Here is a 26,499-nt window from a genome sequence, read left to right as displayed (position 1 = left end):
CCTCCAAACAGGACAACCTTTCGACGAACATCAGGCCTTTCCACCTCCGCTCACTGCTGCGGCTTGACTTTTAAGAACCTGAGATGTCTTTCCTTGTGCGAGGCGTACCCGTCCTGCGGACGGCGAAACCGGTCAGTGCCGTGGTGATTTCTGCTTGGGGAGTGCTTCGCGTCGACGATCCGGGGCGGCCCAGTGGCAGGGGCAGGCCGTCGGGTTTGCCGGCCGCGGACCGGGGTAACCGTCGCGCATCCGCAGTGCGGGCCAGGGGGCGAACGGCCGCGCGACCGTCCCAAAGGGATGGTCGCGCGGCCGTTCGTGTGATTGAACCGCTCCGGAGCGGGTAGCCCGAACGCGACGGAACCGACTTTTCGGGGAGGACTCCCGTGGCAGACCGCATCCGACCGCCGCAGCAGCAGGACCCGCCGGGCACCACCGCGGAAATGGATCCGCAGCCGCGCGATTCGATGACCGACTACGAGGGCCGCGGCCTTCTTGCCGGACAGCGCGCGCTGATCACCGGCGGCGACTCCGGGATCGGCCGCGCGGTGGCCATCGCCTTCGCGAAAGAAGGCGCGGACGTCGCGATCTCCTACCTCAACGAGCACGAAGACGCCGAGTACACCGCCGATCGCGTGCGCGCCGAAGGGCGGGAATGCCTGCTGCTGCCCGGTGATCTCGCCGACGCCAGCCATTGCCGGGAGATCGTCGACCACACTCTGTCCGAACTGGACGGTCTCGACATCCTGGTCAACAACGCGGCGACGCAATGGCCGGTCGATCGCCCGGAGGACCTGACCGAAGAGCAGTGGATGCACACGTTCGACGTGAATCTGCACAGCTACTTCCGGGTGACCGCGGCCGCGTTGCCGCATCTCGGCGACGGTGACGTCATCATCAACACCGGTTCGGTGAACGGCTTGCGCGGCAACAAAACCCTCATCGACTACTCGGCGACGAAGGGCGCGATCCACGCCTGGACGTACGCGATGGCGCAGGCGCTCGCCGACCGGGGGATCCGGGTGAACTGTGTCGCGCCGGGTCCAGTGTGGACGCCGCTCATCCCGTCGACGTTCCCTCCGGAGAAGGTGGAGAAGTTCGGCCTGCAGGCACCATTTCAGCGGGCGGCGCATCCGGACGATCTCGCGCCGTCGTATGTGTTCCTGGCGTCGAATCGGCTGTCGTCGTATTACAGCGGCGAGGTGCTGGCGGCTTTGGGCGGCGAGACGGTTCCGGGCGGGTAGCCACGTTCCGTGAAGGGCTCCTTGAAGGAATCAGATTCCCTCAAGGAGCCCTTCACGGACCTTCAGCGGCCTTTCGAGGCGAGCCCGGCCGCGAGAAGTTCGGCGAGGTGCACGCCTTCTCGGCCACCGCTGTCCAGTTCGTGCAGTTGGGTCCGGCAACTGAACCCGTCCGCGAACACAGCCGTCCGCCGGTCCGCCTGGCGTACCTGGGGGGAGCAGCACCCGTTCCGCACAAGCCTTGCTGACCTCCAGATGACCTCGCTCGAACCTGAAGTTCCCGGCGAGACCACAACATCCCGAATTCAGCCGTTCGACCGCCACTCGGCCGGCTGCAGCAATGCGCGGTCCGCGGCGGCGGCCGGATCCAGTCCGCCCAGAACCGTTCGGTGTGCGCCAAGGCTTTCTCAGCGTCCGCCGGAGCGGGGCGTTCCCGTTAGGGTCAGCACGAACGGCACGCGCTCGCCCTCGGCGACGGTGAACTCGGCCAAGCCCTCGGTGGACACTTCGACCGGCGTGGTCAGCCGAACCGCATCGGGACGCGGCCGCGCAGCCCTTCGACGATCCGGACGAGATCGGCGGCACCGTCCCGGGGCGGCATGAAGTCGGGCACGCGGACGGCACCCTCGGCCGTTTCCCAGTCGCTGGCCAGGATCAGGGAATCGCCGACGTAACAACGGCGCGTCGCCGGTTCGCCGTCCGCGGGCCGAGCTGCCACACCCCGCGCTGTCGTCGTGCGGAAGCGCGGCGACAGCGCGAGGGCGAGTCGAAGCGCGGCAGGCACAGCCACTCGACCGCGCCTGCCCGTGACACCAACGCCGCGGCGTGCAGGTCGCCGAGCAGGGCATAGTCCTCGATCGGGCGCTGGTTCATCGCGGCGAGGTCAGTCCCGGCCGAGCGCCTTCGCCAATTCCTTCTTGGTCATAGTGGACCGGCCGTGGATATTGCGCTTCTTCGCCTCGTTGTACAGCTGGTCGCGCGTCGGACCGCCGGGGCCGAGCCCCTTGCCGGAGCGGTGCCCGCCGCGCTGCTGCGGCGATTTGTCGCGCACCGAGGTCTTGCTCGCGCGGTCCGATTCGCCCGACTGCGCCCGGTTCTTGTTCACCGTGCGGGCGGCGATCTCCTTCGCGCGCTTCTTGCTCGCGCCGCGCTCTTCCTGCGACTCCTCGATGTGCTGGTACTGCCGTTCGCGCTTAGAACTCCAGGCCTGCTGCGGCATCCCGGTCTCCTTTCGCCGTTCTCGATCCCCGGATTGCCCGCGCCGCGCGGAGGGAAACATCGCGGTTCGCCGCGCCGGAAACGGGTACCCGTCCGGCCGTGGGACGCGAACAGACTCTCGCCGGACGGCTGCTGGCCGAGCACCTGGTCGCCGGACGGCTCGAACCCGGGACCGAAATCGGCCTGCGGGTCGATCAAACGCTGACCCAGGACGCCACGGGCACGCTCGTGATGCAGGAGCTCGAGGCGCTCGGGCTCGATCGCGCGCGGACCGAGCTGAGCGTCCAGTACGTCGACCACAACCTGCTGCAGGCGGACGAGAAGAACGCCGAGGACCACGCCTATCTGCGCTCGGCCTGCCGCCGCTTCGGGCTGTGGTTCTCCAAGGCGGGCAACGGGGTTTCGCATCCGACGCACATGGAGCGCTTCGGCGTGCCCGGCAAGAGCCTCGCCGGGTCCGATTCGCACACCTGCGCGGCCGGGGCGCTGGGCATGCTCGCCGTCGGCGTCGGCGGCCTCGAAGTGGCGCTGGCCATCGCCGGAGAGCCGCTCTACCTGCGGATGCCGGAGATCTGGGGCGTCCGGCTGGGCAGCGAGCTGCCGCCGTGGGTGTCGGCGAAGGACGTCGTGCTGGAGATGCTGCGCCGGCACGGCGTGGGCGGCGGGCGGCACCGGATCATCGAGTACCACGGGCCGGGACTGGCGTGCCTGAGCGCGATGGACCGGCACGTCATCGCGAACATGGGCGCCGAGCTGGGCGCGACCGCGACAGTGTTCCCGGCCGACGAAGCGATCCGCGCCTTCCTTCGCGCGGAGGGGCGCGAACACGACTTCCGCGACCTGCGCGCCGGACGCGACGCTTCCTATGACATCGAAGACGAAATCGATCTGTCCACTGTGGAGCCATTGGTGGCGAAACCGTCGTCGCCGGGCAACGTGGTGCCGGTGCGCGAGGTGTCGGGCACTCCGGTGGCGCAGGTGGTGCTCGGTTCGTCGGCCAACCCCGGGTTCCGGGATTTCGCGGTCGCCGCGGCCACCGTCCGGGGCAGGCAGACGTCCGATTCGGTCAGCTTCGACGTCAACCCGACGTCGCGGCAGGTCCTCGTCGAGCTGGCCCGCAGCGGGCATCTCACCGACCTCGTCGCGGCCGGAGCGCGGGTGCACCAGGCGGGCTGCCTCGGCTGCATCGGGATGGGCCAGGCGCCCGCGCCCGGCACGAACTCGCTGCGCACGTTCCCGCGGAACTTCCGCGGCCGGTCCGGCACGGCGGACGATTCGGTCTGGCTGTGCTCGCCGGAGACCGCGGCGGTGTCGGCGCTGACCGGCGTGCTGACCGATCCGCGCGACTACGCCACCGTCCATCACCTCGCGCACCCGCGAGTCACCGCGCCGGCGCGTTCGGCTGCCGATCCGCGCGTCTTCGCCGCGCCGCTGCCCGACGAAGAGGCCCTGCGGGAGGAGCTGGTGAAGGGGCCGAACGTCGCCGGGCTGCCGGACTTCGAGCCGATGCCGGACGAGATCGAGGGCCCGGTCCTGCTCAAGGCCGGGGACGACGTGTCGACCGACGAGATCTCGCCCGCCGGGGCACGCGCGCTGCCGTACCGCTCGAACATCCCGAAGCTGGCCCAGTTCACGTTCACCCGGCTCGACGAGGACTACCCGAAGCGCGCGGCGGACAGCCCGGCGCACTTCGTGGTGGCGGGGGAGAACTACGGCCAGGGCTCGTCGCGCGAGCACGCCGCGATCACCGCCCGGTACCTGGGCCTGCGCGCGGTGCTGGCCCGGTCGTTCGCCCGGATCCACTGGCAGAACCTGGTCAACTTCGGCGTGCTGCCGCTGGAATTCGCCGACCCGGACGACAGCGAGAAGATCCGGCGCGACGACGTGCTGTGCGTGTCCGGGCTGCACCGGCTGGCCGAGACGGCGGAGTTCACCGTCCGCAACCAGACCCGGGACGAGGATTACCGCGCGAAGCACCACTTGTCGCCGCGCCAGGTCGACGTCTTGCTGGCGGGCGGGCGGATTCCGCAGCTGGCGCGGGCGCTGCACTGATGCTGATCGGGCGTGCTCTTCGGCCGGACCTCAGGTTGGGCTAGGACGCCTTCAGCGCGGCCTCCAGATCGGCGCGGGACATCTTCGAGCGGCCCTTGACGTCGCGTTCCTTCGCCAGCTTTTGCAGTTCCGTTTTGGACAGTCCGGACAGGTCCGGGGTGCGCGGCCGTCGGCTGCCGCGCACGCTCTTCGCCAGCGCCTCCATGAGGTCGACCACCTTCGTCGGCTGCTCCGGTTCGGCGGCGGGCGTGACGGTGTTCCCGGCCTTCTTGGCCTCGATCAGCTCCTCCACCCGCTCGCGATAAGTGTCGTGGAACTGCTCGGGCCGCCACGGCCCGGACATCGCGTCGATCAGCTTGACCGCGAGGTCCAGCTCCTTCTTGTTGGTCTTGGCCTTGGCCGGCAGCTGCGGCACGTCGTCCGCGCTGCGCACCTCGGCGGCGTAATGCAGCGTGTTGAGCACGATCACGCCGTCGCCGGAACGGGCGAGCGCGAGGTGCTCACGGCCGTGGAAGACGAACTTCGCCACGGCCGCTTTGTCCCGGCTGGCCAGCGCGTCGAGCAGCAGCACGTACGGCCGCTGTCCGTCTTCCTTGGCGGGCGCGAGCCAGTAGGCGCGGTCGAAGAACACCGGGTCGACCTCGGCGAGGTCCACGAAGCTCTCCACCTCGAGCGAGCGCGACCGGCCCGGCGCGATCTCGTCCAGTTCCTCCTGCTCGACCAGCACGTACTCGTCGTCGCCGACCTCCCGGCCGCGGACGATGTCGTCGTAGGACACCTCGTCGCCGGTCCGCTCGTTCACCCGCCGGTAGCGGATGCGGTCCTGGGTCCCGCGCTGGAACTGCGTGAAGCGCACGGCGTGGTCCTCGACCGCTTTGTACATCCGCACCGGGACGTTCACCAGCCCGAACGACAGCGAACCCTGCCAGACCGGACGCATCGGCCGCTCCTTCCTCCCTGGTGCCCGCCGGGTACCCAAAACGGGCGCCCGGCACACCGCGCGGTGTAAGCGCGGGGGATTCGGGGTAAGTGATCCACCGATGCGCATAAAACCTCGCGGAAGCCAGTTCTTCCAGCTGCTCGCGGACGCGGCCGCGAACCTCGTCACCGCCACCGCGCTGCTGCGCGACCTCACCGAGGCCGCGCCTGGGGAGCGGGAGGCGATCGCGGCCCGGCTGCACGAGGTCGAGCACGCCGGCGACGACCTCACGCACACCATCATGGTCGAGCTGAACAGCACGTTCGTCACGCCGTTCGACCGCGAGGACATCCAGGCGCTGGCCGCGCGGATCGACGACGTCCTGGACTTTTTGGACACTGCCGCCGACCTCGCGGTGCTGTACCGGCTGGGCGAGTTTCCTCCGGGCACCAAGGGGATGCTGCGGGTGCTGTGCCGCGCCGCGGAGCTGACCGCGGAGTCGATGCCCGGGCTGGCGAAGGTGGGCGAGCTGTCGCCGTACTGGATCGAGATCAACGAGCTGGAGAACGAGGCGGACCACACCTACCGGCGGATGCTCGCCGACCTCTTCCAGCCCGGGGCCGACGCGCTCGAAGTGCTCAAGGCGAAGGAGGTCGTGGAACAGTTCGAGCTGGCGGCCGACGGATTCGAGCACGTCGCGGACGTGGTGCAGACGATCGCGGTCAAGGAGTCCTGAGTGGACGGCACCGCCGCGCTGATCGCGGTCGTGGCGCTGACGATTTTCTTCGACTACACCAACGGCTTCCACGACGCGGCCAACGCGATCGCCAGCGCGGTGTCGACCCGGGCGCTTCCGCTGCGCACCGCGCTCGTGCTGGCCGCGGTGATGAACCTGGCCGGAGCGCTGCTGTCGACCGGGATCGCCGCGACTGTCGCGAAAGGAATCATCGACGTCCCGGCCGGGCCGGGCGCGCTCACCGTGGTGCTCGCCGCGCTGGTCGGCGCGATCGCGTGGAACCTGGTGACCTGGTATTTCGGGCTTCCGTCCTCGTCGTCGCATTCGCTGATCGGCGGCATGGTCGGGGCCGCGCTGACCGCGGCGAGCACGGTGCACTGGACCGGCATCGCGGAGAAGGTGCTGGTGCCGATGGTCGCGTCGCCGCTGCTCGGGCTCGTGCTCGGCTACGCGGCGATGGTGGCGGTGCTGTGGTTGCTGCGGCGGGCGAATCCGCACCGCAGCGGCCGGGTGTTCCGGCGGCTGCAGATCGTGTCGGCCTCGGCGCTTGCGCTCGGGCACGGATTGCAGGACGCGCAGAAGGGGATGGGCGTGCTCGTCCTGGCGCTGATCGCGGCGGGCAAACAGGACACGTTTTCGGTGCCTCTGTGGGTGACGCTGGTGTGTGCCGGGGCGTTGTCGCTCGGCACCTGCTCGGGCGGCCTGCGGATCATGCGGACGCTCGGCCGCCGGGTGTTCCCGCTCGATCCGCCGCACGGCTTTGTCGCGGAATCCGTCGGGGCTTCGGTGCTGTACCTGACCGCTTTCGCGGTGAAGGCACCGATTTCGACCACGCACGTGATCACGGCGGCGGTGATGGGCGTCGGTGCGACGCGGCGGCTTTCGGCGGTGCGGTGGGGGATCGCGCGCGACATCGTGCTCGGGTGGGTGCTCACTTTTCCGGCCGCGGCGGGCGTCGCAGCGCTGGCTTTCTGGCTTCTGTCGGCCTTCGGGTGATCACCGGGGCACCAGGGCGAGCACTTCGTCGTCGCTGGTCGGGCTGAAGTCGGCGTAGAACTCGCCGACTGCCCGGAACTCGTCTGGCTCCCGGAGACAGACCACCTCGTCCGCCTCGCGGGCGAGCTTGTCCAATGCGGACCGTGCGCCGACTGGAGCGGCGAAAACCAGCCTCAGCGGCGCGTACGACCGAAGCGCCCGCAGCGCGGCGATCGCGGTCCCGCCGGTGGCGACGCCGTCGTCGACCACCACCACGTCGTGTCCGGCCGGCGAGTGCGGGACGCGGTCGCCCAGGTAGCGACGGACCTGGTCGCGGGCTTCGGCGCGAGCGCGATCGACCAGGTGGGCGACGTCGCCCGGGGCCAGGCCGAGCGCGCGAAGCCCGGCGCGGTCGAAGAACGGCGGCCCGTCCGCCCCGACGGCGCCGAGCCCGAGTTCCGGCCGTCCCGGCGCGCCGATCTTGCGGGCGACCAGGACTTCCAGCGGCGCGTCCAGCTCCCGGGCGACGGGCGCGGCGACCGGCAGCCCGCCGCGGGCGAGCCCGAAGACGACCGGGTCGGCCCAGCCCCGCCAGGCCAGTGCGGCGGCGAGCCGGGCACCCGCGTCGGCACGGTTCCGGAACGGTCTCACCAGCGGCCTTTCTTCGCCCGCCAGCGGAACCGACTGTCCTTTCTGGACTTCATGGTGCGGCGCAGCACCTGTCCGGCGGCGAGGACGGCGGCAGTCAACCCGGTCGCCACAGCGCCGTGATGGCGGCTGAGCACCGGCTGGACGTCGTGCGCTTTCGCCTGCCGGTCGAACTCCCCGTGCGCGCCGTAGTCGAATCCCCGTGGCCCGTCCGCCGGTTCCCAGAGGTTCGCGGGCTGGCTGGGAGGCTGGGGCTGTCCGGTTTGCTGCACGCCGAAGCCGGTCCGGGCGAGGTGCCGGTCGAGCAGGCCGGGTGCGACGGCGTTGGCCAGCAGCGTCGCGGCGGTGCTCGTGCCGACCCAATATTCGCGGCGGCGCGGGTGGTCGGCGGCGTGCAGCACCGCGCGGGCGGCGAGTTCGGGCTGGTAAATCGGGGGCACCGGCTGGGCGTGCTCGGGCAGCCGGGACAGCAGCCAGGTGAACTGCGGCGTGTTGACCGCGGGCAGCTGCACCATGGTCGTGCGGATTCCGCTGCGCTCGTGGAGAAGCTCGCAGCGAAGCGATTCATTGAAACCCTGGATGGCGTGCTCGGCCCCGCAATACGCGCTTTGCAACGGGATTCCGCGATACGCGAGTGCTGAGCCGACTTGCCCGATCGTGCCCGCGTCCCGCGGTTTCATCCGGGCGAGGGCGGCCATTGTGCCGTGCACGAAACCGAGGTAGGTCACCTCGGTGACCCGGCGGTATTCCTCGGGTTCGACGTCGGCGAACCGGGCGAACACCGAGCTGAACGCGACGTTGACCCAGACGTCGATCGGCCCCAGTTCTTCCTCTGCGCGAGTCGCGGCGGCGTCCACCTGGGCGAACTCGGCCACGTCGGTGGGCAGCTCCAGCGGCGTGCCCCCGGCGTCCCGGACGTCCTCCGCCGCCGCGGCGAGCCCCTTCTCGCCGCGCGCCAGCAGGGCTGCTTTCGCGCCGCGGCTTCCATAAGCGCGCGCGACGGCCCGGCCCGCTCCGGCACTGGCCCCGGTCACGGCTACGACGGGCGGCATGGGAATCCTTTCCCCGGACCGGGAGTCCGGCGAGTCGGCGGACGCAGACACTCCTGGCGGGCGACGTGCCCGCACAGCGCGATCGCGGCCAGCACGAAGCCGAGCAGCGCGAGCGGCACCTCCGGCGGAAAGACGATCCCGCAGGCCACGAGCCCCGCCGCGATCGCGGTGAGAGCCCAGCACGCGACCGGCCACGCCCGGCGCAGCGGCCACGCCGACCGGCCGAAGGCGCGGCGCACCCACAGCGCGTCGGTGGCGAGAAGCTCTCGCTCCATCGATCGCAGAGCCCGGTGGGGATCCGGCCGCCGGTGCGGCGCCATCGCCTGCTCCCTTCCGCCCGACTCGATGGCTTACCCGCTTCTGGCCAGGGCAAACCGGAAGTGCGAAAGCGTCCGGTTTGCCCGGGAACGCGAGCGGCAACCCGACGGGCGAGCGCAATCGCCGGAGAACCTCGGGAAGGAGCACGAGATGAGCAGGCTGCTGGTGGACCCGGAAAGCGCGACCGTCCCGTGTGGACAGTGCGGCCGCGAGGCGGTGCACGTGGGCAGGCTGGTCCAAGAGGACGGGACGCCGGTCAGCCACGCGGTGGTGTGCACGGTGTGCCGCGCGCACCGGCCGGGGATGGGGGAGACGCGACGTCCTCGGCTGGCGGTGCTTTCCCGGCCCGCGTGAGGCTGGGTCCGCCGCCTGGGGCGGCGGAGTTCGGGACTTGAGGTCCGGGCGCTCCTGGGCTGGGCGGTGGCCCGGCTCGGGAGCTTGGCCTGGCGCGGTGGGAGGGTTGCCGGTTCGGTGAATCGCCGCCTGCGGGTGGAATCGGCCTCCGGGCGAGGCGGCGGGCCCGGGTCTTGATCTGGTGCGGTGGAAGGGCTTTGGGGCAGTCGGTGCCTGAGCATCGTCGTTCGCGCGGCCGCGCTGCCAAGCTGAACCGGCGGTGGCGGGCCGGGAGTTGACCTGTCGCGGATGGGGTTTTGGGCAGCTGATCCCCGGCCATCGTCATTCGCGCGGCCGCGCTGCCAAGCCGAAACTGCGATGCCGGGCGGGAACTGCATCGCCGCGCGCGCGGACGTGCTCCCGGGCCGAGGCGACGGCCCCGGCCCGGAAGCGAAAAGGCGGAGTTCCCGCTTACTCGATCCCGAGCACGGACTCCGCGGTAGTCCAGTTGGTGAGCATGGCGTGCTGCGCGTCGGCCAAGGTGGCCTTCCCCGCGCAGACCGCCTTCTTGACCGCGTTCTCGACAGAATCCTTGCTGTAGGCGTTCTGGTCGCCGTCGTGCGGTTCCGGCCAGAGGTTGTTCGGGTCCTTCGGCGCGCCGCCCAGTTCGAGCGGCAGGAAGTGGTCCTCCTCGTAGGAGCTGAGCGAGGTGTCGGAGTAGCCGTAGTCGATGATGCCCTGCTTCTTGAGCTTGTTGGTGTAGGTCGTCGACGGGCGGATGGTGGCCGTCCAGCCGGAGACGCAGATCGTGTCGTCGATGGTGTCCTGGGTGACGTCCGGGTTGGTCGCGCCGGGCGTGCAGGCCGGGTCGGGCAGCGGGAGATAGGCCTGCGAGCACTTCGCGGCGAGGGTGTGCGGGGCGAGGGTGTGCGGGACGGCGGCGTGCGCGGCCGGCGCGATCAGGGTCAGCGAACCGGCCAAAACGGCGGCCGACGCGGCGAAACGGGCAAGTCGGGACATGGAAATCTCCTCCTCGGGCACGGTCGCGCCAGCGTCCGCCGAGACCGGGTAATCGCACTACCTACCTTCGAAGGAATGCGTGAAGAATTAACCGGGTGCTCAACTTGCCGGGCGACAAAATGCGCAAGGTGGACGTAAAGACTTCAGGTGCGGAAGGGATTTTCGGTGAACCCGGCGCAACCCGGGCGAGTCCGGGTGAACGGGCCGGAACTGCTTGATCCGCCAGCAATCGGTCGTACGGGGCACGCGGTGACCGGAGCTTGGAAAGGTTCTTCGAAGCCGTTTCCGGTCTGTTTTTATGCGCCTTCCCGGCAAACTGGGGAAAAAATGGTGCAATCGATTTCCGCTGCGCCGTTCGGTTGAACGTTTCGGGGTTCCGGTATCCATTGCCGGCGGTCGTGCGACCTTTTTCGTGAACACCGCCGGAATTGATCTTTTCGTGCGGATTTCCCGGGGGTGAGCGATGGGCGAACGGTCCGGTGCGGGACGCGGCGAGGGAGCGGAAAGCGGCCCGGCGAGCGAAAACACGCCTGCCGAACCGGAAATGGGGTACGAGATTCCGATCGGGATGCCGGTTCCGGCCGCCGAGCTGGAGCGGCTGAAGGCGGCCGCCGAACTGCACCGCGATCGGGAGGAGGCCGACGCCCCGGCACGGGCCGGCGACGAGGCCGCGGAGGAAGAGGGTGATCACCGTGATGCCTGAAGCACAGGTGCTCGAGGGCCAAGCCGGGGAAACGGCCGGCGGCGCGTCGCGGGAGATGGCGGATCTGACGGTCGGCGAACTGCTCGCCCGGCCGCCGTCGCCGGAGCGGTCTCCGTTGTTCGCACAGCGGTTCCCGGTTCCGGTCGAGGAGTACGACCAGCTGAAGACCGGGGCGCGGGAGCACGGCGCGGAGGCGCTGGCGCCCGCGGACGCGCTCGACGTGCAGCTCGACGAGGAAGCGGCGGCGGTGCTGTCGGAGGAGAATCCGCCGGAGGACGAGATCGTCGAGGGGCTGGCCCCGGCGGCGTCGGCGAGTTTCGACGGGATTTCGCAGACCGCGTTCCGGCCGCCGGACTGCACGGTCGCGGTCGGCCCGAAGCAGGTGCTGGCCGCGGTCAACGTGGACCTGGTCGGGTACGACAAGACCGGCCTGCAACAGTTCCGGTGGGCCAATTTCACCGCGATGTTCAACCCGGTGCTGCCCGCCGGGGCACAGCTTTTCGACCCGAAACTGGCCTACGACCACTACAGCGGCCGGTGGATCGTCTGCATCGCCGCCCGGCGCGCGAACCCGCGGGGCTCGTGGATCATGCTCGGCGTCTCGCAGACCGGCGACCCCGCGGGCGGGTACTGGATCTGGAGCACCGACGCGACCGCGAACGGCTCCACCGCCACCGGAAACTGGTCGGACTTCCCGATGCTGGGCTTCGATTCCCAGGCGATCTACGTGTGCACCAACCAATTCGCCTTCGGCGGCGGGTTCGCCTACGCGAAACTGCGGATCTTCAACAAGGCGGAGCTGTACGGCGGCGGGGCGGGCGGAGGCCACACCGTCCGCTGGTGGGATTTCTGGGGGCTGAAGAACCCGGACGGGAGCGCCGCGTTCTCCGTGCAGCCGTGCTGCCATTTCCAAGGCGCGGGCGGGAATCCGCGGGCCTACCTGGTGAACTCGCAGTTCCCCTCGGGGTCGAGCCTCACCCTCTGGACGCTGTCGAATCCGCTCGGTCTGTGGTCCGGCGGCGCACCGGCGCTCACCTCGGCCGCGGTCAACTGCCGCAGCTACAACCTGCCGCCCGGTGCGGTGCAAAAGGACGGCGGCACCACACGAATCGCCACGAACGACACCCGGCTGCTCAACGCGGTCTTCCAAGCGGCGGGCCGGACCCAGCGCGTGTGGACGACGCACACGTCCGCCTACAGCTGGCCAGGCGACACCGAGGCGCGGTCGGTGGTGCAGTGGTACGAGATCGACGTGCCCGGCCACTCGATCACGCAACAGGGCGCGTTCGGCGCACCCGGCAGGCACTACTTCTTCCCAGCCGTCCAGACCGACATTTCCCGCAACGCCCACGTGGCGTTCGGCCGGTCCGCGGCGGACGAGTACGGCCACTTCCGCCAGACCGGCCGCCTCGCCACCGACCCGCCGGGCACGTTGCAGGGCAGCGCTTCGGTGATCGCCGGACAGAGTGCCTACACCGGCGGCAGATGGGGCGACTACTTCGGCATCGGCCGGGACCCGTCGGATTCCCGGACCGTCTGGAGCTACGGCGAATACGCCGGCGCGGGCAACACCTGGCGGACCCGGCTCAACGCGGCGAAGTACTGAGAGCAGGAAGGGTGTCACGAACACTGCGCAAAAATTCCGGATCGCGGCCGAGGCGGCGCTTGGCGCGCTCAGTGCCGTCGCGCTGGTGCTGACGTTGACGGTTCCGGACTGGATCGAGCGCACGACCGGTGCGTCCCCGGACGGCGGGGGCGGGGACACCGAGTGGCTGCTGACGGCTGTCGCTTGCCTGGCGACGGTTTTGTTCGCGGGCTTGGCCGCGTGGGAGTGGCGGCGGCTGCGGACGGCGTGAACGGTTGGGTGGGCACCGGTTTCCGCCGGTGTCCGCCGCCGGTTATGGAGTTTCGCGGCCGCCGTAAGCTGATCCGGTGACCGTCTTCGAGCCGTCGTCCGTGGTCCGCCGATCAGCTCTTCCGATGTATGTGGTGGAAAACCTGCGCGATCCGGTGAGTCCCGGTGCGCGGAACACTTTCGGCGGCCGGCCGATCCTGCCCGAGGGCGAGAACTGGCCGGACTGCTGCTGCGGCGAGCGGATGACGTTCTTTTTCCAGCTGGACGTCCCGCCGGACATCGCGCGGTTCGGCGGCGACCACCTGCTCGTGTTCCAGTGCCCGGTGCACAACGACGCGGCCTGTCTCGAAGACGGCCAGGAGCAGCTTCCGGAGCGGTACTGGGAAAAACCGAGGGTTTTCGGCCACCCCGGCGCGTTCTGGCGGATCATGCTGCACCGGGACCCGACCGGCCCGGCCGAAGCGGAGGAACCGTTTCTCGCCGCCTCCGAGCTGGTGCTCCGTCCGGATTTCGAGACGGAGACCGTCTGGCGGGACGGGATCCGCGCTCAGTGCGCCACCGACGACGAAATGTTCGCCGGCCAGGGCGTCGGGCGGAGCGAGTTCAAAGTCGGAGGGCTGCCGCACTGGCTTCAGGATCCGGAAAGCCACCGCTGCGCATGCGGCGCCGAGATGCGGTTCCTGGGCGGGATTCCGGAGGACGTCGGTTTCGCGATGCGGCCCGGCCAGCCCGAACAGCCGGACAGCTCCTATTCTCACGCCTACGTGTTGTTCCTCGGCAACGCGTTGTACCTGTTCGCGTGCCCGGAGCACTGCCATCCGGCGGCGGTCTGGCCGGTGCTGCAGCACTGATCGTCGGCTATTCCTCGTAAGCGATCGAGTACCGCGCCGCCACCGGATTGATCTTCACCGGGTCCACCGCGCCGTCGGTCAGCACCGCGGGTCCGGCCTCGAACAGATCCTCCAGGTAATGCTCCCACCCGCCCGGCGAGGAGATTTGCAGCAGCCGCGGCGCGGGATCCGACACTGCCCGCAGCGCGTGCGGAACCCCGTGCGGCAGCAGGGCGAACATCCCCTTCGTCGCGACGTGCGTCTCGTCGGCGAAGTCGATGCCCAGTTCGCCCTCCAGGACGTAGACGCATTCGTCGGCCTCGTGGTGGACGTGGCGCGGGATGTCGCGCGCCAGCGTCACCTCCAGCAGGGAAAACCGGGCCTCGGTGTCGCCCGTCATCGCTTTCACGGCGAACGCGGGCGGCAGCGGCACCCGGCCCGGGCGCGCCTCGCCGGGCTGCAGCAGCAGGAAACGGTCCTTCGTCATGGGGTATCCTCGCAAACGTATCGGAAGCGGAGTCCGTTTCCAGATTAACCAGAGGAGGGCGTCGGTTGTCAACGGAGCGCAAGCCGAGGGCGGACGCGGAACGCAACCGGGCACGGGTGCTGGAGGCGGCCCGCGCGCTGCTCGCCGAGCACGACGACGTCCAGCTGCAGGAGATCGCGCGGGTCGCCGGGGTGGGCGTCGGGACGGTGTACCGGAACTTCCCGGACCGGCGGGCGCTCGTGGAAGCGTTGGCGGAGCAGCGGTTCGCCGAGATCGCGGAGTACGCGCGGAAGCGGTGCCTCGACGGGAAGTCTGGGGTCAAACGCTATCTGCGGCACGTCGGAGAGGTGCTGTCCGGCGACCGGGCGCTGTCGTCGGCCATCGAGACGGCGCGCGGGTCGGCGGGGAGTGAACCGCGTGGCGACGCCCTGGCCGAGCTGGAAATCGTGCTGGCGCGGGCGATCGCGGCGGACCAGGCGGCGGGGGTGCTCCGCGCGGACTGCACGGTGGGCGACGTGTATCTGCTCGTCGGCTGTCTGTCGTCGGTGGTCCGCACGGAGAGCGGGGACTGGCGGCGGTTTCTGGAACTGGCGCTGGAAGGGTTGCTGCCCCGGGACTAGTCGTCCAAGCGCACCAGGTACGAGTTCAGTTCGCCGATGGCGTGCATCGCGATCAGCACGGCGGTCATCTTCCGCACGCCGGGTTCGCGGACGATCAGCCCGTCTGGAACGGCGAAGTAGCTGCCACCGGCGCACTCGCCGGTGCTTTCCCAGCGGCGCATGATCCGGTCCACCTCGTCGAGGGTGAACATCGTCGCGCTCCACCGGGAACCGTCGGGATAGCGGACCTCGACGTCGACGTTGTCCACCTCGTCGGGGTCCTCGCCGCCGCCGACGAGGAACTTCGCGTCGAAAGCCGAGGTTCGCAGGACGTAGTACGAAGAGTCCCAGCCCGCGGAGAGGATTTCGGTCGCCACGGCGGGAAAGCCTAGCGGGCCGCTCCGGAAACCAGTCCGGAACGGCCCGCCGGCACCGAAATCAGGCGAGGTCCTCCAGCGGAACCCCAGGGTCGGCCAGCCGCTCCGGGTCCACCGCCTCGCCGGACCGGATGAGCGCCTTGATCGGGTCCGTGACGTCCCAGACGTTGACGTTCATCCCGGCCAGCACGCGGTTCTCCTTGAGCCAGAAGGCGATGAACTCGCGCCCGGGCACGTCGCCGCGGAACACGACGCGGTCGTGGCCCTCGATGGCGCCGAGGTATTCCATGCCGAGGTCGTACTGGTCGGTGAAGAAGTACGGCAGCTCGTCGTACGACTCCTCCTCGCCGAGCATCCCGGCCGCGGCCACGGCGGGCTGGTTGAGCGCGTTCGCCCAGTGCTCGACGCGCAGGTGCTTGCCCAGGAACGGGTGGTAGGCGTTCGCGACGTCGCCGGCGGCGAAGATGTCCGGGTCGCTCGTGCGCAGGCTCGCGTCGGTCACCACGCCGTTGTCGACGCGGAGGCCGGCCGCCTCGGCCAGTTCGACGTTCGGCTTCGCGCCGATCCCGGCCAGGACGGCGTCCGCCTCGAGGACGCTGCCGTCGCCGAGGCGGATCCGCTTGCTCTGGCCGCCGTTGGAGATGTGCTCGACCTGGACGCCGAGCCGCAAGTCGACGCCGTGCTCGCGGTGCAGGTCGGCGAACACCGGGGCCACGTCGGGGCCGAGCGCGGTGATCAGCGGCAGGTCGAGCGCCTCGACCACGGTGACCTCCACCCCGGCCTGGCGCGCGGCGGCGGTCGCTTCGAGGCCGATCCAGCCGCCGCCGACGACCACCAGCTTGGCCGCCGTGCCGAACAGTTCCCGGAGCCGGTCGGAGTCCTCGATCCGGCGCAGGTAGTGGATCCCCGCGGTGTCGGGCAGCTGGCGCGGGCTCGCGCCGGTGGCCAGCAGGAGCTTGTCGTAGCCGAGGCTCGTGCCGTCGTCGAGCGTCACCTGCTTCTCTTCGCGCGAGATCGCCGTCGCCTTGACGCCTTGGCGCAGCTCGACGTTCTTTTCTGCGTACCACGCGGCGTCGTGCACCTGGAAGCTCTCGGCCTCGGCGTTGCCCGCGAGGTAGTCCTTCGACAGCGGCGGACGCTCGTAGGGCAGGTGCCGCTCGTCGCCGACGATGGTGATCTTCCCATCGAAACCCTTGTCCCGCAACGCTTCCGCGGCCTTGGCTCCGGCCAGCCCGGCTCCGATGATGACGAACGACGAGGTCACTGAAGAACTCCTTCGATGCGGGGACGACGGGAGTACTTATATCACTAGCGAAGTTTGGTCTTATTCGGCTTCCTGGTCAAGTTCCCCTGATCAGAGGTACCCAGTTGGGACAGCACCTACCCGCAAGGGTGTTACTTCGCTGCTCAGCCGTACCCGCCGCCGGAGTAGCCGCCTCCGCTGTACGCGCCGGTGCTCGACGGCGCGGAACTGGCGGGCGCGGAGCCGGTGGGCGCCGCGGCGCTGGTGATCGCGACGCCGCCCGGCGAGACCATCCACCACAGCCCGCCGTTGAGGTTCAGGCCCTGGCCGTTGGTCTGGCCAGCGGAGTGGTCGCCGAGGTAGCGGTACAGCGGATGCCCGCCGAGCGTTTCCTGCTTGGACCCGTCCGGCCGGGTGATGGAGCCGACGGCGCCCTGGGCGGGCCCGGTGAGCTGAGTGCCCGCCGCGACCGGAGGCCAGTAGCTCGCGCAGCTCGCGGTGCAGACGGACTGGCCGTCGTGGTCCGCGGCGAACAGGTAGATCGTGTCGCCGTTGCTGTCGGTCAAATGCGTCGGCGCCGCGGGCGGTACGGCCGTGCCCCCGCTGCCGCCGCCGCACGCGGCGGCGAACAAGCCCGCCGCGGCTAGCGCGCTCAGCAGTCCGAAAGTTCTTGGGGTCGCCCGAATTCTGACCTTCATCCCAGCCTCCAGTCGTGCGTGGGGGTCGCCCTTCCCTCGACACGAGGCCGGTGCCAGAACGGTTCAGCTCGATTTGGCGAGGGTCACAGCGTCTAGACGGGAAGGCTGTCGCTCCGTACGGTATGGCAAGGCTAACCTTAGTCACTCTCCGAGGAGGACCCATGCCAGAGCGTGTGCTCGACCGGGCCGCCCCGTTCGTGCTCGGCCTGTTCCGGAGCGTCGTCGGGCTGCTCTTCGCGGCCCACGGGGCGGCGGCGCTGTTCGGGATTTTCGGCGGCGGCCCGAAGGGCGGAACCGTCGCGGTCGGCGCGTGGCCGTCCTGGTACGCGGCGGTGATCCAGCTCGTGGGCGGCCTTTTGGTGGCCATCGGGGTGGGCACCCGGATCGCGGCGCTGCTCGCGTCCGGCTCGATGGCGTACGCGTACTTCGTCGTCCACCAGCCGGACGGCTTGCTGCCGCTGCAGAACCACGGCGAGTCCGCGGCGATGTTCTGCTGGGCTTTCCTGTTGCTGGTCTTCACCGGACCGGGCGCGCTGGCGGTCGATGCGCTGCTGCGGAAGCGGTCAGACGATGCTCGCGGCGCGCGACCACTGGGAGGCGAGCCGCGCGGCGTCTTGAGCGCGGTCCAGGTCAACCCCGGCGCGCGCGACTAGCCGAAGCCGGGAAATGCCGTCCGGGACGCTCGGCGGGCGGAAGCAGCCGACGACGATGTCCTGTTCGTACAACAGGTTCGCGGCGGCGACGGCCTGCTCCGGAGAGCCGGCGGGAATCGACTGCACCGCGCCTGGCGCCCGCGAAACCCCTGCGGCGTCGGCGATCGCGACCGCGGCGCGGTGCAGATCCTCGACCCGCGAAGGTTCGGCCGCGATGATCCGGCACGCTTCCGCCGCACTCGCCGCCGCGGCGGGGGCGAGGCCGGTGTCGAAGATGAACGTTCGCGCGGTATTGACCAGATGTTCGCGCAGCAGCGGCGATCCCAGCACCGCGCCGCCCTGTGCGCCCAATGCCTTCGACAAGGTGGCAGTCACCGCGACGTGCGGCGCGCCGGCGAGACCAGCCGCGTGCACCGCGCCCCGGCCGTTGCCCGCGACGCCGATGCCGTGTGCTTCGTCCACTACCAGGAATGCGTTGTGCTCGGCGCACAATGCTGCGGTGCCAACGAGATCCGTGGCATCGCCGAGCACGGAATAGATCGACTCGACGACTACGATCGCCCGTTCCTGCGACCGGTCGCGCAGCAGTCGCGCGAGCGCGTCCAGGTCGCCGTGCGGGCAGATCGCGACGGGGGAGCGGGACAGCCGCGCGCCGTCGATCAGCGACGCGTGGATGTGCGCGTCGGTGATCAGCAGCGTGTCCGGCGAGCCGAGTGCGGTGATGACGCCGATGTTCGCCGTGTAGCCACTGGAAAATCCGAGCGCGGCCGGTTGCCCGGTGAGGTCGGCGAGCTCGCGTTCCAGTTCCGTGTGACATGGCGTGGTGCCGGTGACGACTCGTGACGCGCCCGCGCCCGCGCCGTACTTCTCGACGGCTTGGACGGAGGCCGCGCGCAGTCGCGGATCGGTGCTGAGGCTCAGATAATCGTTCGACGCGAGGTCCAATGTGGACTCTCGCGGGTGCCGTCGGTCATCGGTCCGCCGGACGAGACCGGCGACGTGCCGGTCCCGCTCGGCGGCGGTGAGCCAGTCGTGCATCGACACCATGGCGGTCACGCGTTGGGTGCGGCGGCGGTGCCCGCCCCGCGTTCCCGCAGCGCGGGCGCGGAGTGCTCGGCCTGCTGCTGCTCGCCCGCGCCGAGGACCTCGAACCCGGCGTCGGCGATCATCTCCAGGTCGGCCTTCGCGGCCTGGCCCTCGCTGGTGAGGTAGTCGCCGAGGAACAGCGAGTTCACCACGTGCAGCGCGAGCGGCTGCAGCGACCGCAGGTGCATTTCGCGACCGCCGGCCATCCGGACTTCCGTTGCCGGGCAAGCGAATCGCGCCAGTGCGAGGATGCGCAGCGCGCGCAACGGGCTCAGCTCCCACGTCCCGGCGAGCGGCGTGCCCTCGAACGGCATCAGGAAGTTGACCGGGATCGAATCGCTGCCGATGTCGCGCAGCGCGAAGATCGCGTCGATCAGCTCGTCGTCGGTCTCGCCCATGCCGACGATCAGGCCGGAGCACGCGGAAAGCCCGGCGGACTTGGCCTTTTCGACGGTGTCCACGCGGTCGTCGTACCCGTGCGTCGTGCAGATCTCGGAGTACCGCGACTCGCTGGTGTTGAGGTTGTGGTTGTAGGCGTCGACCCCGGCTTCGCGCAGCTTCTCGGCCTGGCCGTCCTTGAGCAGCCCGAGGCACGCGCACACCTCCACGCCGGAATGCGCGGACTTCACCGCCTCGACGGCCTGGGCGACGCGGTCGACGTCGCGGTCGCTCGGCCCGCGCCCGCTCGCCACCAGGCACACCCGCGACGCGCCGCCCTGGACGCCCGCGCTCGCCTGGCGCGCCGTTTCCTCGGCGGACAGCCACGAGTACTTGAGGATCTGCGCGGACGACCCGAGCCGCTGCGAGCAGTACCCGCAGTCCTCGGGGCACAGGCCCGATTTCAGGTTGACGAGGTAGTTGACCTTGACCCGGTTGCCGAAGTGCGCGCGCCGCAGCCGCCCGGCCGCCGCGACCAGGCCGAGCACGTCCTCGTCCGGCGCTTCCAGCACCGCGCGGGCGTCGGTTCGGTCGAGTACGCCGCCGGCCAGCTGCCGGTCGGCCAGGTCGTCGAAGGTTTTGAACACCTATCAAATCCTAGGCGGCCGATCGGCGCGAAGCAAGCGGCGGGCAGAATGAGAGGGGTGAAGGTGACGCGAGACCAGATCGTCGACCGGGCGTACGAGCTGCTGGCCGACGCCGGGCTGAGCAGCTTGTCGATGCGGCGGGTGGCCCTCGACCTGGGGGTCCAGCCGGGCGCGCTGTACTACCACGTCGCCAACAAACAGGAGCTGCTCGCCGTCGTCGCCGCGCGGATCCTGAAGGGGCTGCCGGTGGTGGCGAAGGACCCGCGCGAGGCGGCCGAGGGCTTCCGCTCGGCACTGCTGCAAGTCCGCGACGGCGCCGAGGTGGTGTCGTTCGTGCAGGCGTACCGGCCGGATCTGCTGGTGCCCACGCACGCGCTGCGCCAGCTGTTCACCGGGAGGTTCGACGAGCGGCGCGCCGAGTGGGCGGCGCGGACCGTTGTCCACTATGTACTCGGTTTCGTCTCGGAGGAACAGAACCACGCCGAACTGGTGCGTGCCGGGATCGTCGAGGAAGATCCGGCGCACGAAGGGGATTCGGACGAGGCGTTCGGGTTCGGGATCGACGCGATCCTCAGTGGACTGTCGGGCTGATCACTCGGCGCGGGAGCGGTCTTCCTCCTCTTCCCCGGCGGCTTCGAGGATGTGGCAGACCGGATCGCGGATGACCAGCGGGGTTCCCTCGCTCACCCGGCCGGTCACGCGCAGCACCTGGCCGGGTTCGAGGTCGGGGCGGGCTTGGCTGAATTCCAGCGCGACCGTCGCGGTGTCGTCGGTGAGCCGCGCCGTGAGCACCGGTCCGCGAGTGTCCTCTTCGGACAGTGCGAGCTCCTGGAGCCTGCCGTCGACGCTGACGTCGGTTCCGGGCCGCAGTTCCGCGAGGGCGCTGGGGGTCAGTTCTTCCTTCTGCGTGGAGCCGAGGCGGGTCAGCAGCCGTTCGACTGCCGCGGTGGTGCGTTCCTCGGGCAGGTGCGGCATGAGCGTGCGGATGCGGGTCTGCACGTCGTAGGGCACGATTGTCGCGGCGGCTTGCGGGACGCGGCTGACGATCCGGGCGATCCGGTCGGCGGTGCGGTCGTGCAGCAGCCGTCCGAGCAAGGGTGCGTAGCTCCGCCGCGGCAGGAGCACGGTGACGCTGGTCCGTTCCGCGCCGGCGATCGCCTTCTGCACCAACGTGTAAGCCGCGCGGGCGATCCGCCGGTCGGGTACGTCGATCAGCCGCAGGCCGGTCTTCATGCCGAGTTCTTCCCAGCGGGCGCGCAGGCGTTCGGCGGCTTGCGCGTCGATCACGAAGTGCACGGCGGTGATCTTGTCCGGACGGAGGCTCTTGCCGTAGCGCAGCGCTTCGAGGACGGCCAGGTCGATCGTGTTGACCAGCACGAAGACCTGGTGGCGCGCGTATCGCGTCGGGTTGGCGCGGGTGGCGGTGATCCGTTCGAGCACGGCGGCTTCGGCGCGGTACTCGCGGTTGAGCCTGATCAGGACGAACACCAGGATCGGGAACACCACCACGACCAGCCAGGCGCCTTCGGTGAACTTCGCGATGGCGAAAATGCCGACGACCACAGTGGACAGAATCCCGGCGGCGAGGTTGACCGAGAGCTTGAACCGCCAGCCCTGCTCGCGCAGCCGCAGATGGTGTCTGGTCATGCCGTATCCGGCCATGGCGAAGCCGGTGAACACGCCGATCGCGTAGAACGGCACCAGCGCGGTCACCGTGCCGCCGGAGAAGAACAGCAGCGCGACGGCGAGCACGGTGAGCACGAGGATGCCGTTGGAGAACACCAGCCGGTGCCCGCGCGTCGTCAGCTGCCGGGGCAGGAAACGGTCGCTGGCAACGAAACTGGCGAGGAACGGGAAGCCGTTGAAGCTGGTGTTGGCACCGGTGTAGAGGATGAGCGCCGTCGCGGTCTGGATCGCGACGAACATCGCCTGTCCGAACCAGCCGTCGCCGAACACCGCGCGGGCTTCTTGGGAGACCACCGACGGGTAACCGCTGGCGTACGGCGTCGCGTGGGTGAAGAAGGCGAGCAGTGACACACCGCCGACCAGGATGCCGAGGATGACGGCCATCGTGACGAGGACCTTGCGGGCGTTGGGCCCGCGCGGGCTGCGGAACGCGGACACCGTGTTGGAGATGGCTTCCACCCCGGTCAGCGACGAACCGCCGTTGGCGAAAGCCCGCAGCAGCACCAAAACCGTCGCGCCCGCGATGAGGCCGTCGCCGTGCCGGACCGGCACCGTGCCGGGCAGGTGGGCGGCGTCGTAGGCCGGCAGTCCGACCGTCATCGCCTTGACCAGGCCGACCACGATCATCACGAGCATCAGCGCGGAGAACAGATAGGTCGGGATCGCGAACGGACGGCCCGCTTCGCGCAGGCCGCGGAGGTTGGCGTAACAGAGCAGGATGACGATCGCGATGGTGATTTCCAGGCTGTACGGTCCGAGCGCCGGAATCGCGGATACGACGGCGACCGTGCCCGCCGAGGTCTGCACGGCGACGGTCACGATGTAGTCGATGAGCAACGCCGCCGCGGCGACCTGCGCGACGCGCGGCCCGAAGTTCTCCCTCGCGACGACGTACGACCCGCCCGCGCGCGTGTAGGCCATCACGACCTGCCGGTAGGACGCGGCGACGAGCACCAGGATCACCAGGATCACGCCGGTGACGGGCAGCACCAGGCTGAACGCGGCGAGCCCGGCGCAGGGGAGCAGTTCGACCAGGATCTGTTCGGTGCCGTACGCCGACGACGAGATCGCGTCCGGGGAAAGCACGCCCAATGCGGTCGTGTTGGAAAGGCGTTCGTGCGTCAATTGCGCGTTGATGAGCGGTTTGCCGAGAAACAGCCGCTTCACCGCGTAGCCGAACGCGCCCGGTTCCAGGCGGCGCTGGGGTTCTTCCGTGTCTGTCACGGGCTCAGCATGCACGCGCGACCCGTCTCGCACGCGCTGTGCGGCGACATCAATCCCATTCTGAAATGCGTTAAGAAATGGGTTCTTCTCTTGCGTCAGGAGGGTATTAAGACGGGTCTTGCGAGCGTTAGGATTTCGTCAAGACGGTAGCTTTCCCCGGGCGGGCGTGTTGATCGCTATCCTGGTCCGGTACCTGGCATTCGTGAAGGAGCGCGCCCGTTGTCGCAATCATCCGGCCTGGTGTCGCGGATGGAACGGCACCAGGTCGCTGTCTACCTCGGCGCGCTGGCCGTCGGAGCGCTGCTCGGCTGGCTGGCCCCGGCGGCCGGGCCGGGGCTCGAACCGGCGATCAACCCGGTGCTGGCGGCGCTGCTGTACGTCACGTTCCTGCAGGTGCCCGTCGCCGAACTGGGCCGGTCGCTGCGCGACGGCCGGTTCCTCGGCGCCGCGCTGGCGGTGAACTTCGTGGTTGTGCCGCTGGTCGTCGCGGCGATGTTCGCCTTCTTCCCGGTGGGGCAGGCGTTGCGGCTGGGCATGCTGCTCGTCCTGCTGGCCCCGTGCGTCGACTACGTCATCGTCTTCAGCGGCCTGGCCGGAGGCAGCAGCCGCCGCCTGCTCGCCGCGACGCCGTTGCTGCTGCTCGCACAGATGCTCCTGCTGCCCGGGTTCTTGTATCTTTTCCTCGGCGCGGACCTGGCGAAGGTCGTGCGGGCCGGGCCGTTCCTCGAAGCTTTCCTCGTGCTGATCGTGCTCCCGCTGACGCTGGCCTGGCTCACCCAAGCGTGGGCGGCCAGGCACGCGGCCGGACGCCGGTTCGCCGACGCGGCCGGGACAGTGATGGTGCCGCTGATGGCCGCGACGCTGGCGACGGTCGTCGCGTCGCAGACCCCGAAACTCCACAACGGACTCGGCCCGGTCGCGTCGGTGGTTCCGTTCTACGTGGTTTTCCTGGTGGTGATGGCGTTCGCCGGGCTCGGGGTCGCGCGGCTGTCCGGAGTGGACGTTCCGGCCGGGCGGGCGATCGTCTTCACCGGGGCCACGCGGAACTCGCTGGTGGTGCTTCCGCTGGCGCTGGCACTGCCGGACGAGTTCGCGGCCGCGCCGGTCGCGGTGGTGACGCAGACGCTGGTGGAGGTGATCGGCATGGTGTGTTATGTGCGGCTGGTGCCTTGGTTGCTGCCGTCGGCCAGTCGGGGATAGAGGCGAGCCGGGGGTGTTTGAGGGCGCGGGGGTGTTTGATGGCGCCGGGGGTGTTTGATGGCGCCGCGGTGTTTGATGGCGACGGCTTCGCCGTCGCGGCGGGATCGCGGTGTTTGATGGCGACGGCTTCGCCGTCGCGGGCGGGATCGCCTTTAAGTCGGCGTCCGGAGGGGCAGTGCACCCGGCCCGGGGGGCCGTGCGCACTGCCCCTCCGGACGCCGACGCGATCCCGCGTTGGGGTCGAGTTGGTGGTGGTGGGGGGCGAAGTGTTGGCGCTGTTGGTTTTAGCGTCCGGTGGAGCCGTCGATCAGCTCGCGGAGGATGTCGGCGTGGCCTGCGTGCCGGCCGGTTTCCTCGATCATGTGCGTCAGCGCCCAGCGGACGCTCGGGCCGTCGCGGCCGGGCATCGGGGCGGCTGGATCCGGGCAGTCGTCGAGAAGTTCGTTGGCTCGCCGCACTGTTGCCCGGTAGCGGGCGACGACGTCGGGGACGTTGTCCTCCGTACGGAAGGTCGACGGCCAGTTCTTGACGGTCTCGCCGAGAAACAGCGACCGTTCCACGAAAGTCAGGTGGTTGAGCAGGCCGAGCAGATTCGTGCCGGACGGCACCGCGGCGGCGTGGGCCTCGGGTTCCGGCGCACCGTCGACCTTGGCGGCGACTGAGGCGCGGAGATAGTCGAGAAATCCGCGCAGCACTTCGGTTTCGCTGCTTCCGGTGCGGGGCGGCGGGGTGTCGCGACGGCGAGGCACAGCGGTTCTCCTTGGGATTCAGGCGGCGCGGCGGATCAGCAGGACATGGTCGACGACCTCGGCGGTCTGCCCGTCCGGTCCGGTCGCGAGGCGGGTGGGGGAGCCGGCGAGCTCGACGGTCCATTCGGCCGGATCGAGGGCGAGGTCGGCGGCGATCTCCTCCGGACCGGGGAAACGCGCGTCCGGGTCCTGGTTCCACGACCACGGCGCGCTCGAACCGTGGTCCACGACCAGCAACCGGCCGCCCGGGCGCAGGGCGTGCGCGGCGGTGCGCAAGACCGTCGTCCGGTCCAGTTCGAAGGGGGTCTGCAGGTAGTGCGCGGACACGAGGTCGAATTCGCCGGGCGGGAAGCTGACCCGCAGGTCGTGCCGCACCGCGGTGATCCGCGTCCCGGCGAGGCGGTTGACCGCGACGGCCGAGATGTCGGTGGCGGTCACGTTCCATCCCCGGCCGGCGAGCCAGCGCGCGTCGCCGCCGTTGCCGCAGCCCAGGTCGAGCGCGTCGCCGGGCGGCAGAGCGGAGACGGCTTCCACGAGCCGGGCGTTCGGCCGCGGGTCGGCGGGCGGCCGGGCGGCGTGCACTTCGTCCCAGAACAGGGTCGCTTCGGTGGTCATCGGTCGGCTCCTCGGGTCGGGGTGCGTCCAGGGTCGCCGGAGCCGGGTCCGCGGCGCACGTGATCTTGCCGGAACGGCAACTCCCACCTGCTGGACGCCGGAGGACAAGATCATCGAATCGGTACTGTCGGACGCGAACGGCCGGAAAGCGAGGAGCTGGAATGAAAATCGGCGCCATCGACATCGTCCCGATCCTCGACGGAACCGCCCGGCTGCCGCTGGCGGGCACAGTGGTCCACGCCCGGGGCGCGCGATGGGATTGCCGCCATCAGCCGGTGGACGCCGACGGCCGGATCCGGATGGACGTCGGATCGTTCCTCCTCCGGCTGCGCGACCGGACGGTGCTGGTCGACGCCGGGACCGGGCCGGGCTTCGACCACGACGGCTTCGCCACCGGCGGCCTGCTCGACAACCTGCGTCGCGCTGGGGTCGCGCCCGACGACGTCACCGATGTGGTCTTCACCCACCTGCACGTGGACCACGTCGGCTGGTCGACCGTGCGCGACGAAGCCGTTTTCCCGAGAGCGACCTTCCGGATGCACGCCGCCGATTGGGCGTACTTCACGACCGGCGAGACCGCGGATCCGGCGGTGCTGCGGACGTTCGCGCCGATCACCGGCCAGGTCGAGACCTTCGACGGGGAGACCGAACTGGCACCGGGGCTGATCGCGCGCCCCGCACCCGGCCACACTCCCGGCTCGACGGTGTTCGTCGTCAGCGACGCCGGTGAACGCGCCCTGCTGCTCGGCGACGTCCTGCACACGGTGGGCGAGCTGACCGACCCGGAATGGGAGGGCATGTTCGATGTGGACCGGCCCGCGGCGACCGCGATGCGGCAGCGGCTCGCGGCCGAACTCGAAGCGTCCGGCGACGTGTTCGCGCCCGCGCACTTCCCGGAACTGGCCTTCGGGCGGCTGGTCAACGCCGCCGGGATCCGGCAGTTCACCTGGGCTTAAACGG

At 70.0% G+C, this 26,499-nt stretch carries 30 protein-coding genes and 1 pseudogene; 14 read left to right on the top strand and 17 right to left on the bottom strand.

Annotated features, from left to right (window positions below):
* The first annotated feature begins 383 nt into the window (after positions 1–383).
* Entirely contained in the window at positions 384–1,241 is an 858-nt protein-coding gene (locus ACZ7SW_RS45685) for an SDR family oxidoreductase (RefSeq protein WP_470236635.1), read from the top strand.
* Between the two features lie 62 nt (positions 1,242–1,303).
* Here ACZ7SW_RS45685 and ACZ7SW_RS45680 read toward each other — a convergent pair.
* The 3 genes and pseudogenes from ACZ7SW_RS45680 to ACZ7SW_RS45670 all read right to left on the bottom strand — a co-directional run.
* Positions 1,304–1,580: pseudogene (locus ACZ7SW_RS45680) on the bottom strand (hypothetical protein); the annotation flags it as partial.
* Between the two features lie 178 nt (positions 1,581–1,758).
* Entirely contained in the window at positions 1,759–1,956 is a 198-nt protein-coding gene (locus tag ACZ7SW_RS45675) for a hypothetical protein (protein ID WP_470236634.1), read from the bottom strand.
* A gap of 165 nt (positions 1,957–2,121) precedes the next feature.
* Positions 2,122–2,457: a plasmid stabilization protein gene (locus ACZ7SW_RS45670; protein WP_470236633.1), complete on the bottom strand. Its 336-nt coding sequence runs from the start codon at positions 2,455–2,457 to the stop codon at positions 2,122–2,124.
* A 98-nt stretch (positions 2,458–2,555) separates the two neighbouring features.
* On the opposite strand from ACZ7SW_RS45670, the gene ACZ7SW_RS45665 reads away from it, so the two are divergent.
* Positions 2,556–4,508: an aconitate hydratase gene (locus ACZ7SW_RS45665; RefSeq protein ID WP_470236632.1), complete on the top strand. Its 1,953-nt coding sequence runs from the start codon at positions 2,556–2,558 to the stop codon at positions 4,506–4,508.
* A gap of 40 nt (positions 4,509–4,548) precedes the next feature.
* Here the strand turns inward: ACZ7SW_RS45665 and ku are convergent, their stop codons facing one another.
* Positions 4,549–5,448 carry a non-homologous end joining protein Ku gene (gene ku, locus ACZ7SW_RS45660; RefSeq protein ID WP_470236631.1) on the bottom strand — a complete coding sequence of 300 codons (900 nt, stop codon included), beginning with the start codon at positions 5,446–5,448 and terminating at the stop codon, positions 4,549–4,551.
* A 100-nt stretch (positions 5,449–5,548) separates the two neighbouring features.
* Here ku and ACZ7SW_RS45655 point away from each other — a divergent pair, with 100 nt between their 5' ends.
* Both ACZ7SW_RS45655 and ACZ7SW_RS45650 read left to right on the top strand, forming a co-directional pair.
* Entirely contained in the window at positions 5,549–6,163 is a 615-nt protein-coding gene (locus ACZ7SW_RS45655) for a DUF47 domain-containing protein (protein ID WP_470236630.1), read from the top strand.
* Positions 6,164–7,159: an inorganic phosphate transporter gene (locus tag ACZ7SW_RS45650; RefSeq protein WP_470236629.1), complete on the top strand. Its 996-nt coding sequence runs from the start codon at positions 6,164–6,166 to the stop codon at positions 7,157–7,159.
* On the opposite strand, the gene ACZ7SW_RS45645 is transcribed toward ACZ7SW_RS45650, so the two are convergent.
* Genes ACZ7SW_RS45645 through ACZ7SW_RS45635 form a run of 3 tightly spaced genes read right to left on the bottom strand, consistent with a single transcriptional unit; the run spans position 7,160 to position 9,158 of the window.
* Positions 7,160–7,789, bottom strand: coding sequence for a phosphoribosyltransferase (locus ACZ7SW_RS45645; protein ID WP_470236628.1), 630 nt, complete (start codon positions 7,787–7,789; stop codon positions 7,160–7,162). It lies immediately after the preceding gene.
* Positions 7,786–8,838: an SDR family oxidoreductase gene (locus ACZ7SW_RS45640; RefSeq protein ID WP_470236627.1), complete on the bottom strand. Its 1,053-nt coding sequence runs from the start codon at positions 8,836–8,838 to the stop codon at positions 7,786–7,788. Before ACZ7SW_RS45640 ends, ACZ7SW_RS45645 begins: the two co-directional genes overlap by 4 nt.
* On the bottom strand, positions 8,823–9,158 hold the full coding sequence (locus ACZ7SW_RS45635; protein ID WP_470236626.1) for a DUF3040 domain-containing protein: 336 nt from the start codon (positions 9,156–9,158) through the stop codon (positions 8,823–8,825). Before ACZ7SW_RS45635 ends, ACZ7SW_RS45640 begins: the two co-directional genes overlap by 16 nt.
* A 148-nt stretch (positions 9,159–9,306) precedes the next feature.
* On the opposite strand from ACZ7SW_RS45635, the gene ACZ7SW_RS45630 reads away from it, so the two are divergent.
* On the top strand, positions 9,307–9,510 hold the full coding sequence (locus tag ACZ7SW_RS45630; RefSeq protein WP_470236625.1) for a hypothetical protein: 204 nt from the start codon (positions 9,307–9,309) through the stop codon (positions 9,508–9,510).
* A gap of 450 nt (positions 9,511–9,960) precedes the next feature.
* Here the strand turns inward: ACZ7SW_RS45630 and ACZ7SW_RS45625 are convergent, their stop codons facing one another.
* Positions 9,961–10,509: a hypothetical protein gene (locus tag ACZ7SW_RS45625; RefSeq protein WP_470236624.1), complete on the bottom strand. Its 549-nt coding sequence runs from the start codon at positions 10,507–10,509 to the stop codon at positions 9,961–9,963.
* Positions 10,510–10,972: 463 nt separating this feature from the next.
* On the opposite strand from ACZ7SW_RS45625, the gene ACZ7SW_RS45620 reads away from it, so the two are divergent.
* The 4 genes from ACZ7SW_RS45620 (at position 10,973) to ACZ7SW_RS45605 (ending at position 13,918) form a co-directional block, all read left to right on the top strand.
* Positions 10,973–11,212, top strand: coding sequence for a hypothetical protein (locus ACZ7SW_RS45620; RefSeq protein WP_470236623.1), 240 nt, complete (start codon positions 10,973–10,975; stop codon positions 11,210–11,212).
* Positions 11,205–12,818, top strand: a complete 1,614-nt coding sequence (locus ACZ7SW_RS45615) for a hypothetical protein (RefSeq protein WP_470236622.1) — start codon at positions 11,205–11,207, stop codon at positions 12,816–12,818. Before ACZ7SW_RS45620 ends, ACZ7SW_RS45615 begins: the two co-directional genes overlap by 8 nt.
* A gap of 85 nt (positions 12,819–12,903) precedes the next feature.
* Positions 12,904–13,068 carry a hypothetical protein gene (locus ACZ7SW_RS45610; protein ID WP_470236621.1) on the top strand — a complete coding sequence of 55 codons (165 nt, stop codon included), beginning with the start codon at positions 12,904–12,906 and terminating at the stop codon, positions 13,066–13,068.
* 76 nt (positions 13,069–13,144) lie between these two features.
* The gene (locus ACZ7SW_RS45605) at positions 13,145–13,918 is read left to right on the top strand and encodes a hypothetical protein (protein WP_470236620.1); all 774 of its coding nucleotides are present in this window, start codon (positions 13,145–13,147) and stop codon (positions 13,916–13,918) included.
* A gap of 7 nt (positions 13,919–13,925) precedes the next feature.
* Here ACZ7SW_RS45605 and ACZ7SW_RS45600 read toward each other — a convergent pair whose 3' ends face one another.
* A complete protein-coding gene (locus ACZ7SW_RS45600; protein ID WP_470236619.1) occupies positions 13,926–14,384 on the bottom strand; it encodes a cupin domain-containing protein in 459 nt (152 codons plus the stop codon).
* A gap of 65 nt (positions 14,385–14,449) precedes the next feature.
* Here ACZ7SW_RS45600 and ACZ7SW_RS45595 point away from each other — a divergent pair, with 65 nt between their 5' ends.
* Entirely contained in the window at positions 14,450–15,004 is a 555-nt protein-coding gene (locus ACZ7SW_RS45595; RefSeq protein ID WP_470236618.1) for a TetR/AcrR family transcriptional regulator, read from the top strand.
* Here the strand turns inward: ACZ7SW_RS45595 and ACZ7SW_RS45590 are convergent.
* From ACZ7SW_RS45590 to ACZ7SW_RS45580, 3 genes are all read right to left on the bottom strand, one after another.
* Positions 15,001–15,360, bottom strand: coding sequence for a hypothetical protein (locus ACZ7SW_RS45590; protein ID WP_470236617.1), 360 nt, complete (start codon positions 15,358–15,360; stop codon positions 15,001–15,003). The two genes, ACZ7SW_RS45595 and ACZ7SW_RS45590, sit on opposite strands and share 4 nt — an antisense overlap.
* A gap of 61 nt (positions 15,361–15,421) precedes the next feature.
* Positions 15,422–16,624, bottom strand: a complete 1,203-nt coding sequence (locus tag ACZ7SW_RS45585) for an NAD(P)/FAD-dependent oxidoreductase (protein ID WP_470236616.1) — start codon at positions 16,622–16,624, stop codon at positions 15,422–15,424.
* Between the two features lie 143 nt (positions 16,625–16,767).
* Positions 16,768–17,301 carry a COG4315 family predicted lipoprotein gene (locus ACZ7SW_RS45580; RefSeq protein WP_470236615.1) on the bottom strand — a complete coding sequence of 178 codons (534 nt, stop codon included), beginning with the start codon at positions 17,299–17,301 and terminating at the stop codon, positions 16,768–16,770.
* A 161-nt stretch (positions 17,302–17,462) separates the two neighbouring features.
* Here ACZ7SW_RS45580 and ACZ7SW_RS45575 point away from each other — a divergent pair, with 161 nt between their 5' ends.
* Positions 17,463–17,954 (top strand): DoxX family protein, encoded by a 492-nt coding sequence (locus ACZ7SW_RS45575; protein ID WP_470236614.1) that lies wholly within the window; start codon positions 17,463–17,465, stop codon positions 17,952–17,954.
* Here ACZ7SW_RS45575 and ACZ7SW_RS45570 read toward each other — a convergent pair.
* Together ACZ7SW_RS45570 and bioB are read right to left on the bottom strand one after the other, a co-directional pair.
* Complete coding sequence (locus ACZ7SW_RS45570; protein ID WP_470236638.1) at positions 17,865–19,001, bottom strand: 8-amino-7-oxononanoate synthase; 1,137 nt, start codon at positions 18,999–19,001, stop codon at positions 17,865–17,867. The genes ACZ7SW_RS45575 and ACZ7SW_RS45570 overlap by 90 nt on opposite strands.
* 5 nt (positions 19,002–19,006) lie before the next feature.
* A complete protein-coding gene (gene bioB / locus ACZ7SW_RS45565) occupies positions 19,007–20,065 on the bottom strand; it encodes a biotin synthase BioB (protein ID WP_470236613.1) in 1,059 nt (352 codons plus the stop codon).
* A gap of 48 nt (positions 20,066–20,113) precedes the next feature.
* Here bioB and ACZ7SW_RS45560 point away from each other — a divergent pair, with 48 nt between their 5' ends.
* Entirely contained in the window at positions 20,114–20,656 is a 543-nt protein-coding gene (locus ACZ7SW_RS45560; protein ID WP_470236612.1) for a TetR family transcriptional regulator, read from the top strand.
* Here the strand turns inward: ACZ7SW_RS45560 and ACZ7SW_RS45555 are convergent, their stop codons facing one another.
* On the bottom strand, positions 20,657–22,975 hold the full coding sequence (locus ACZ7SW_RS45555; RefSeq protein WP_470236611.1) for an APC family permease: 2,319 nt from the start codon (positions 22,973–22,975) through the stop codon (positions 20,657–20,659).
* Between the two features lie 249 nt (positions 22,976–23,224).
* Between ACZ7SW_RS45555 and ACZ7SW_RS45550 the strand changes: the two genes are divergently transcribed.
* Positions 23,225–24,175, top strand: a complete 951-nt coding sequence (locus ACZ7SW_RS45550) for an arsenic resistance protein (protein ID WP_470236637.1) — start codon at positions 23,225–23,227, stop codon at positions 24,173–24,175.
* Between the two features lie 284 nt (positions 24,176–24,459).
* Here ACZ7SW_RS45550 and ACZ7SW_RS45545 read toward each other — a convergent pair whose 3' ends face one another.
* Complete coding sequence (locus ACZ7SW_RS45545; RefSeq protein WP_470236610.1) at positions 24,460–24,924, bottom strand: DinB family protein; 465 nt, start codon at positions 24,922–24,924, stop codon at positions 24,460–24,462.
* 18 nt (positions 24,925–24,942) lie between these two features.
* Entirely contained in the window at positions 24,943–25,539 is a 597-nt protein-coding gene (locus ACZ7SW_RS45540) for a class I SAM-dependent methyltransferase (protein WP_470236609.1), read from the bottom strand.
* A 161-nt stretch (positions 25,540–25,700) separates the two neighbouring features.
* Here ACZ7SW_RS45540 and ACZ7SW_RS45535 point away from each other — a divergent pair, with 161 nt between their 5' ends.
* Positions 25,701–26,495, top strand: coding sequence for an MBL fold metallo-hydrolase (locus tag ACZ7SW_RS45535; RefSeq protein ID WP_470236608.1), 795 nt, complete (start codon positions 25,701–25,703; stop codon positions 26,493–26,495).
* The last annotated feature ends 4 nt before the right edge of the window (positions 26,496–26,499 follow it).

The organism is Amycolatopsis sp. NPDC114484, assembly GCF_055633755.1.
The sequence above is the reverse complement of the archived record's forward strand: the minus strand, read 5'-3'. Positions and strand labels throughout refer to the sequence as shown.

Excerpts from the sequence above, each read along its gene's own strand:
- ACZ7SW_RS45615 (WP_470236622.1), top strand. The coding sequence starts at position 11,205 with ATGCCTGAAGCACAGGTGCTCGAGGGCCAAGCCGGGGAAACGGCCGGC.
- ACZ7SW_RS45640 (WP_470236627.1), bottom strand. The coding sequence starts at position 8,838 with ATGCCGCCCGTCGTAGCCGTGACCGGGGCCAGTGCCGGAGCGGGCCGG.
- ACZ7SW_RS45620 (WP_470236623.1), top strand. The coding sequence starts at position 10,973 with ATGGGCGAACGGTCCGGTGCGGGACGCGGCGAGGGAGCGGAAAGCGGC.
- ACZ7SW_RS45570 (WP_470236638.1), bottom strand. The coding sequence starts at position 19,001 with ATGGTGTCGATGCACGACTGGCTCACCGCCGCCGAGCGGGACCGGCAC.
- ACZ7SW_RS45630 (WP_470236625.1), top strand. The coding sequence starts at position 9,307 with ATGAGCAGGCTGCTGGTGGACCCGGAAAGCGCGACCGTCCCGTGTGGA.
- ku (WP_470236631.1), bottom strand. The coding sequence starts at position 5,448 with ATGCGTCCGGTCTGGCAGGGTTCGCTGTCGTTCGGGCTGGTGAACGTC.
- ACZ7SW_RS45600 (WP_470236619.1), bottom strand. The coding sequence starts at position 14,384 with ATGACGAAGGACCGTTTCCTGCTGCTGCAGCCCGGCGAGGCGCGCCCG.
- ACZ7SW_RS45625 (WP_470236624.1), bottom strand. The coding sequence starts at position 10,509 with ATGTCCCGACTTGCCCGTTTCGCCGCGTCGGCCGCCGTTTTGGCCGGT.
- ACZ7SW_RS45575 (WP_470236614.1), top strand. The coding sequence starts at position 17,463 with ATGCCAGAGCGTGTGCTCGACCGGGCCGCCCCGTTCGTGCTCGGCCTG.
- ACZ7SW_RS45655 (WP_470236630.1), top strand. The coding sequence starts at position 5,549 with ATGCGCATAAAACCTCGCGGAAGCCAGTTCTTCCAGCTGCTCGCGGAC.
- ACZ7SW_RS45550 (WP_470236637.1), top strand. The coding sequence starts at position 23,225 with ATGGAACGGCACCAGGTCGCTGTCTACCTCGGCGCGCTGGCCGTCGGA.
- ACZ7SW_RS45580 (WP_470236615.1), bottom strand. The coding sequence starts at position 17,301 with ATGAAGGTCAGAATTCGGGCGACCCCAAGAACTTTCGGACTGCTGAGC.
- ACZ7SW_RS45560 (WP_470236612.1), top strand. The coding sequence starts at position 20,114 with ATGAGAGGGGTGAAGGTGACGCGAGACCAGATCGTCGACCGGGCGTAC.
- ACZ7SW_RS45635 (WP_470236626.1), bottom strand. The coding sequence starts at position 9,158 with ATGGCGCCGCACCGGCGGCCGGATCCCCACCGGGCTCTGCGATCGATG.
- ACZ7SW_RS45535 (WP_470236608.1), top strand. The coding sequence starts at position 25,701 with ATGAAAATCGGCGCCATCGACATCGTCCCGATCCTCGACGGAACCGCC.
- ACZ7SW_RS45540 (WP_470236609.1), bottom strand. The coding sequence starts at position 25,539 with ATGACCACCGAAGCGACCCTGTTCTGGGACGAAGTGCACGCCGCCCGG.
- ACZ7SW_RS45670 (WP_470236633.1), bottom strand. The coding sequence starts at position 2,457 with ATGCCGCAGCAGGCCTGGAGTTCTAAGCGCGAACGGCAGTACCAGCAC.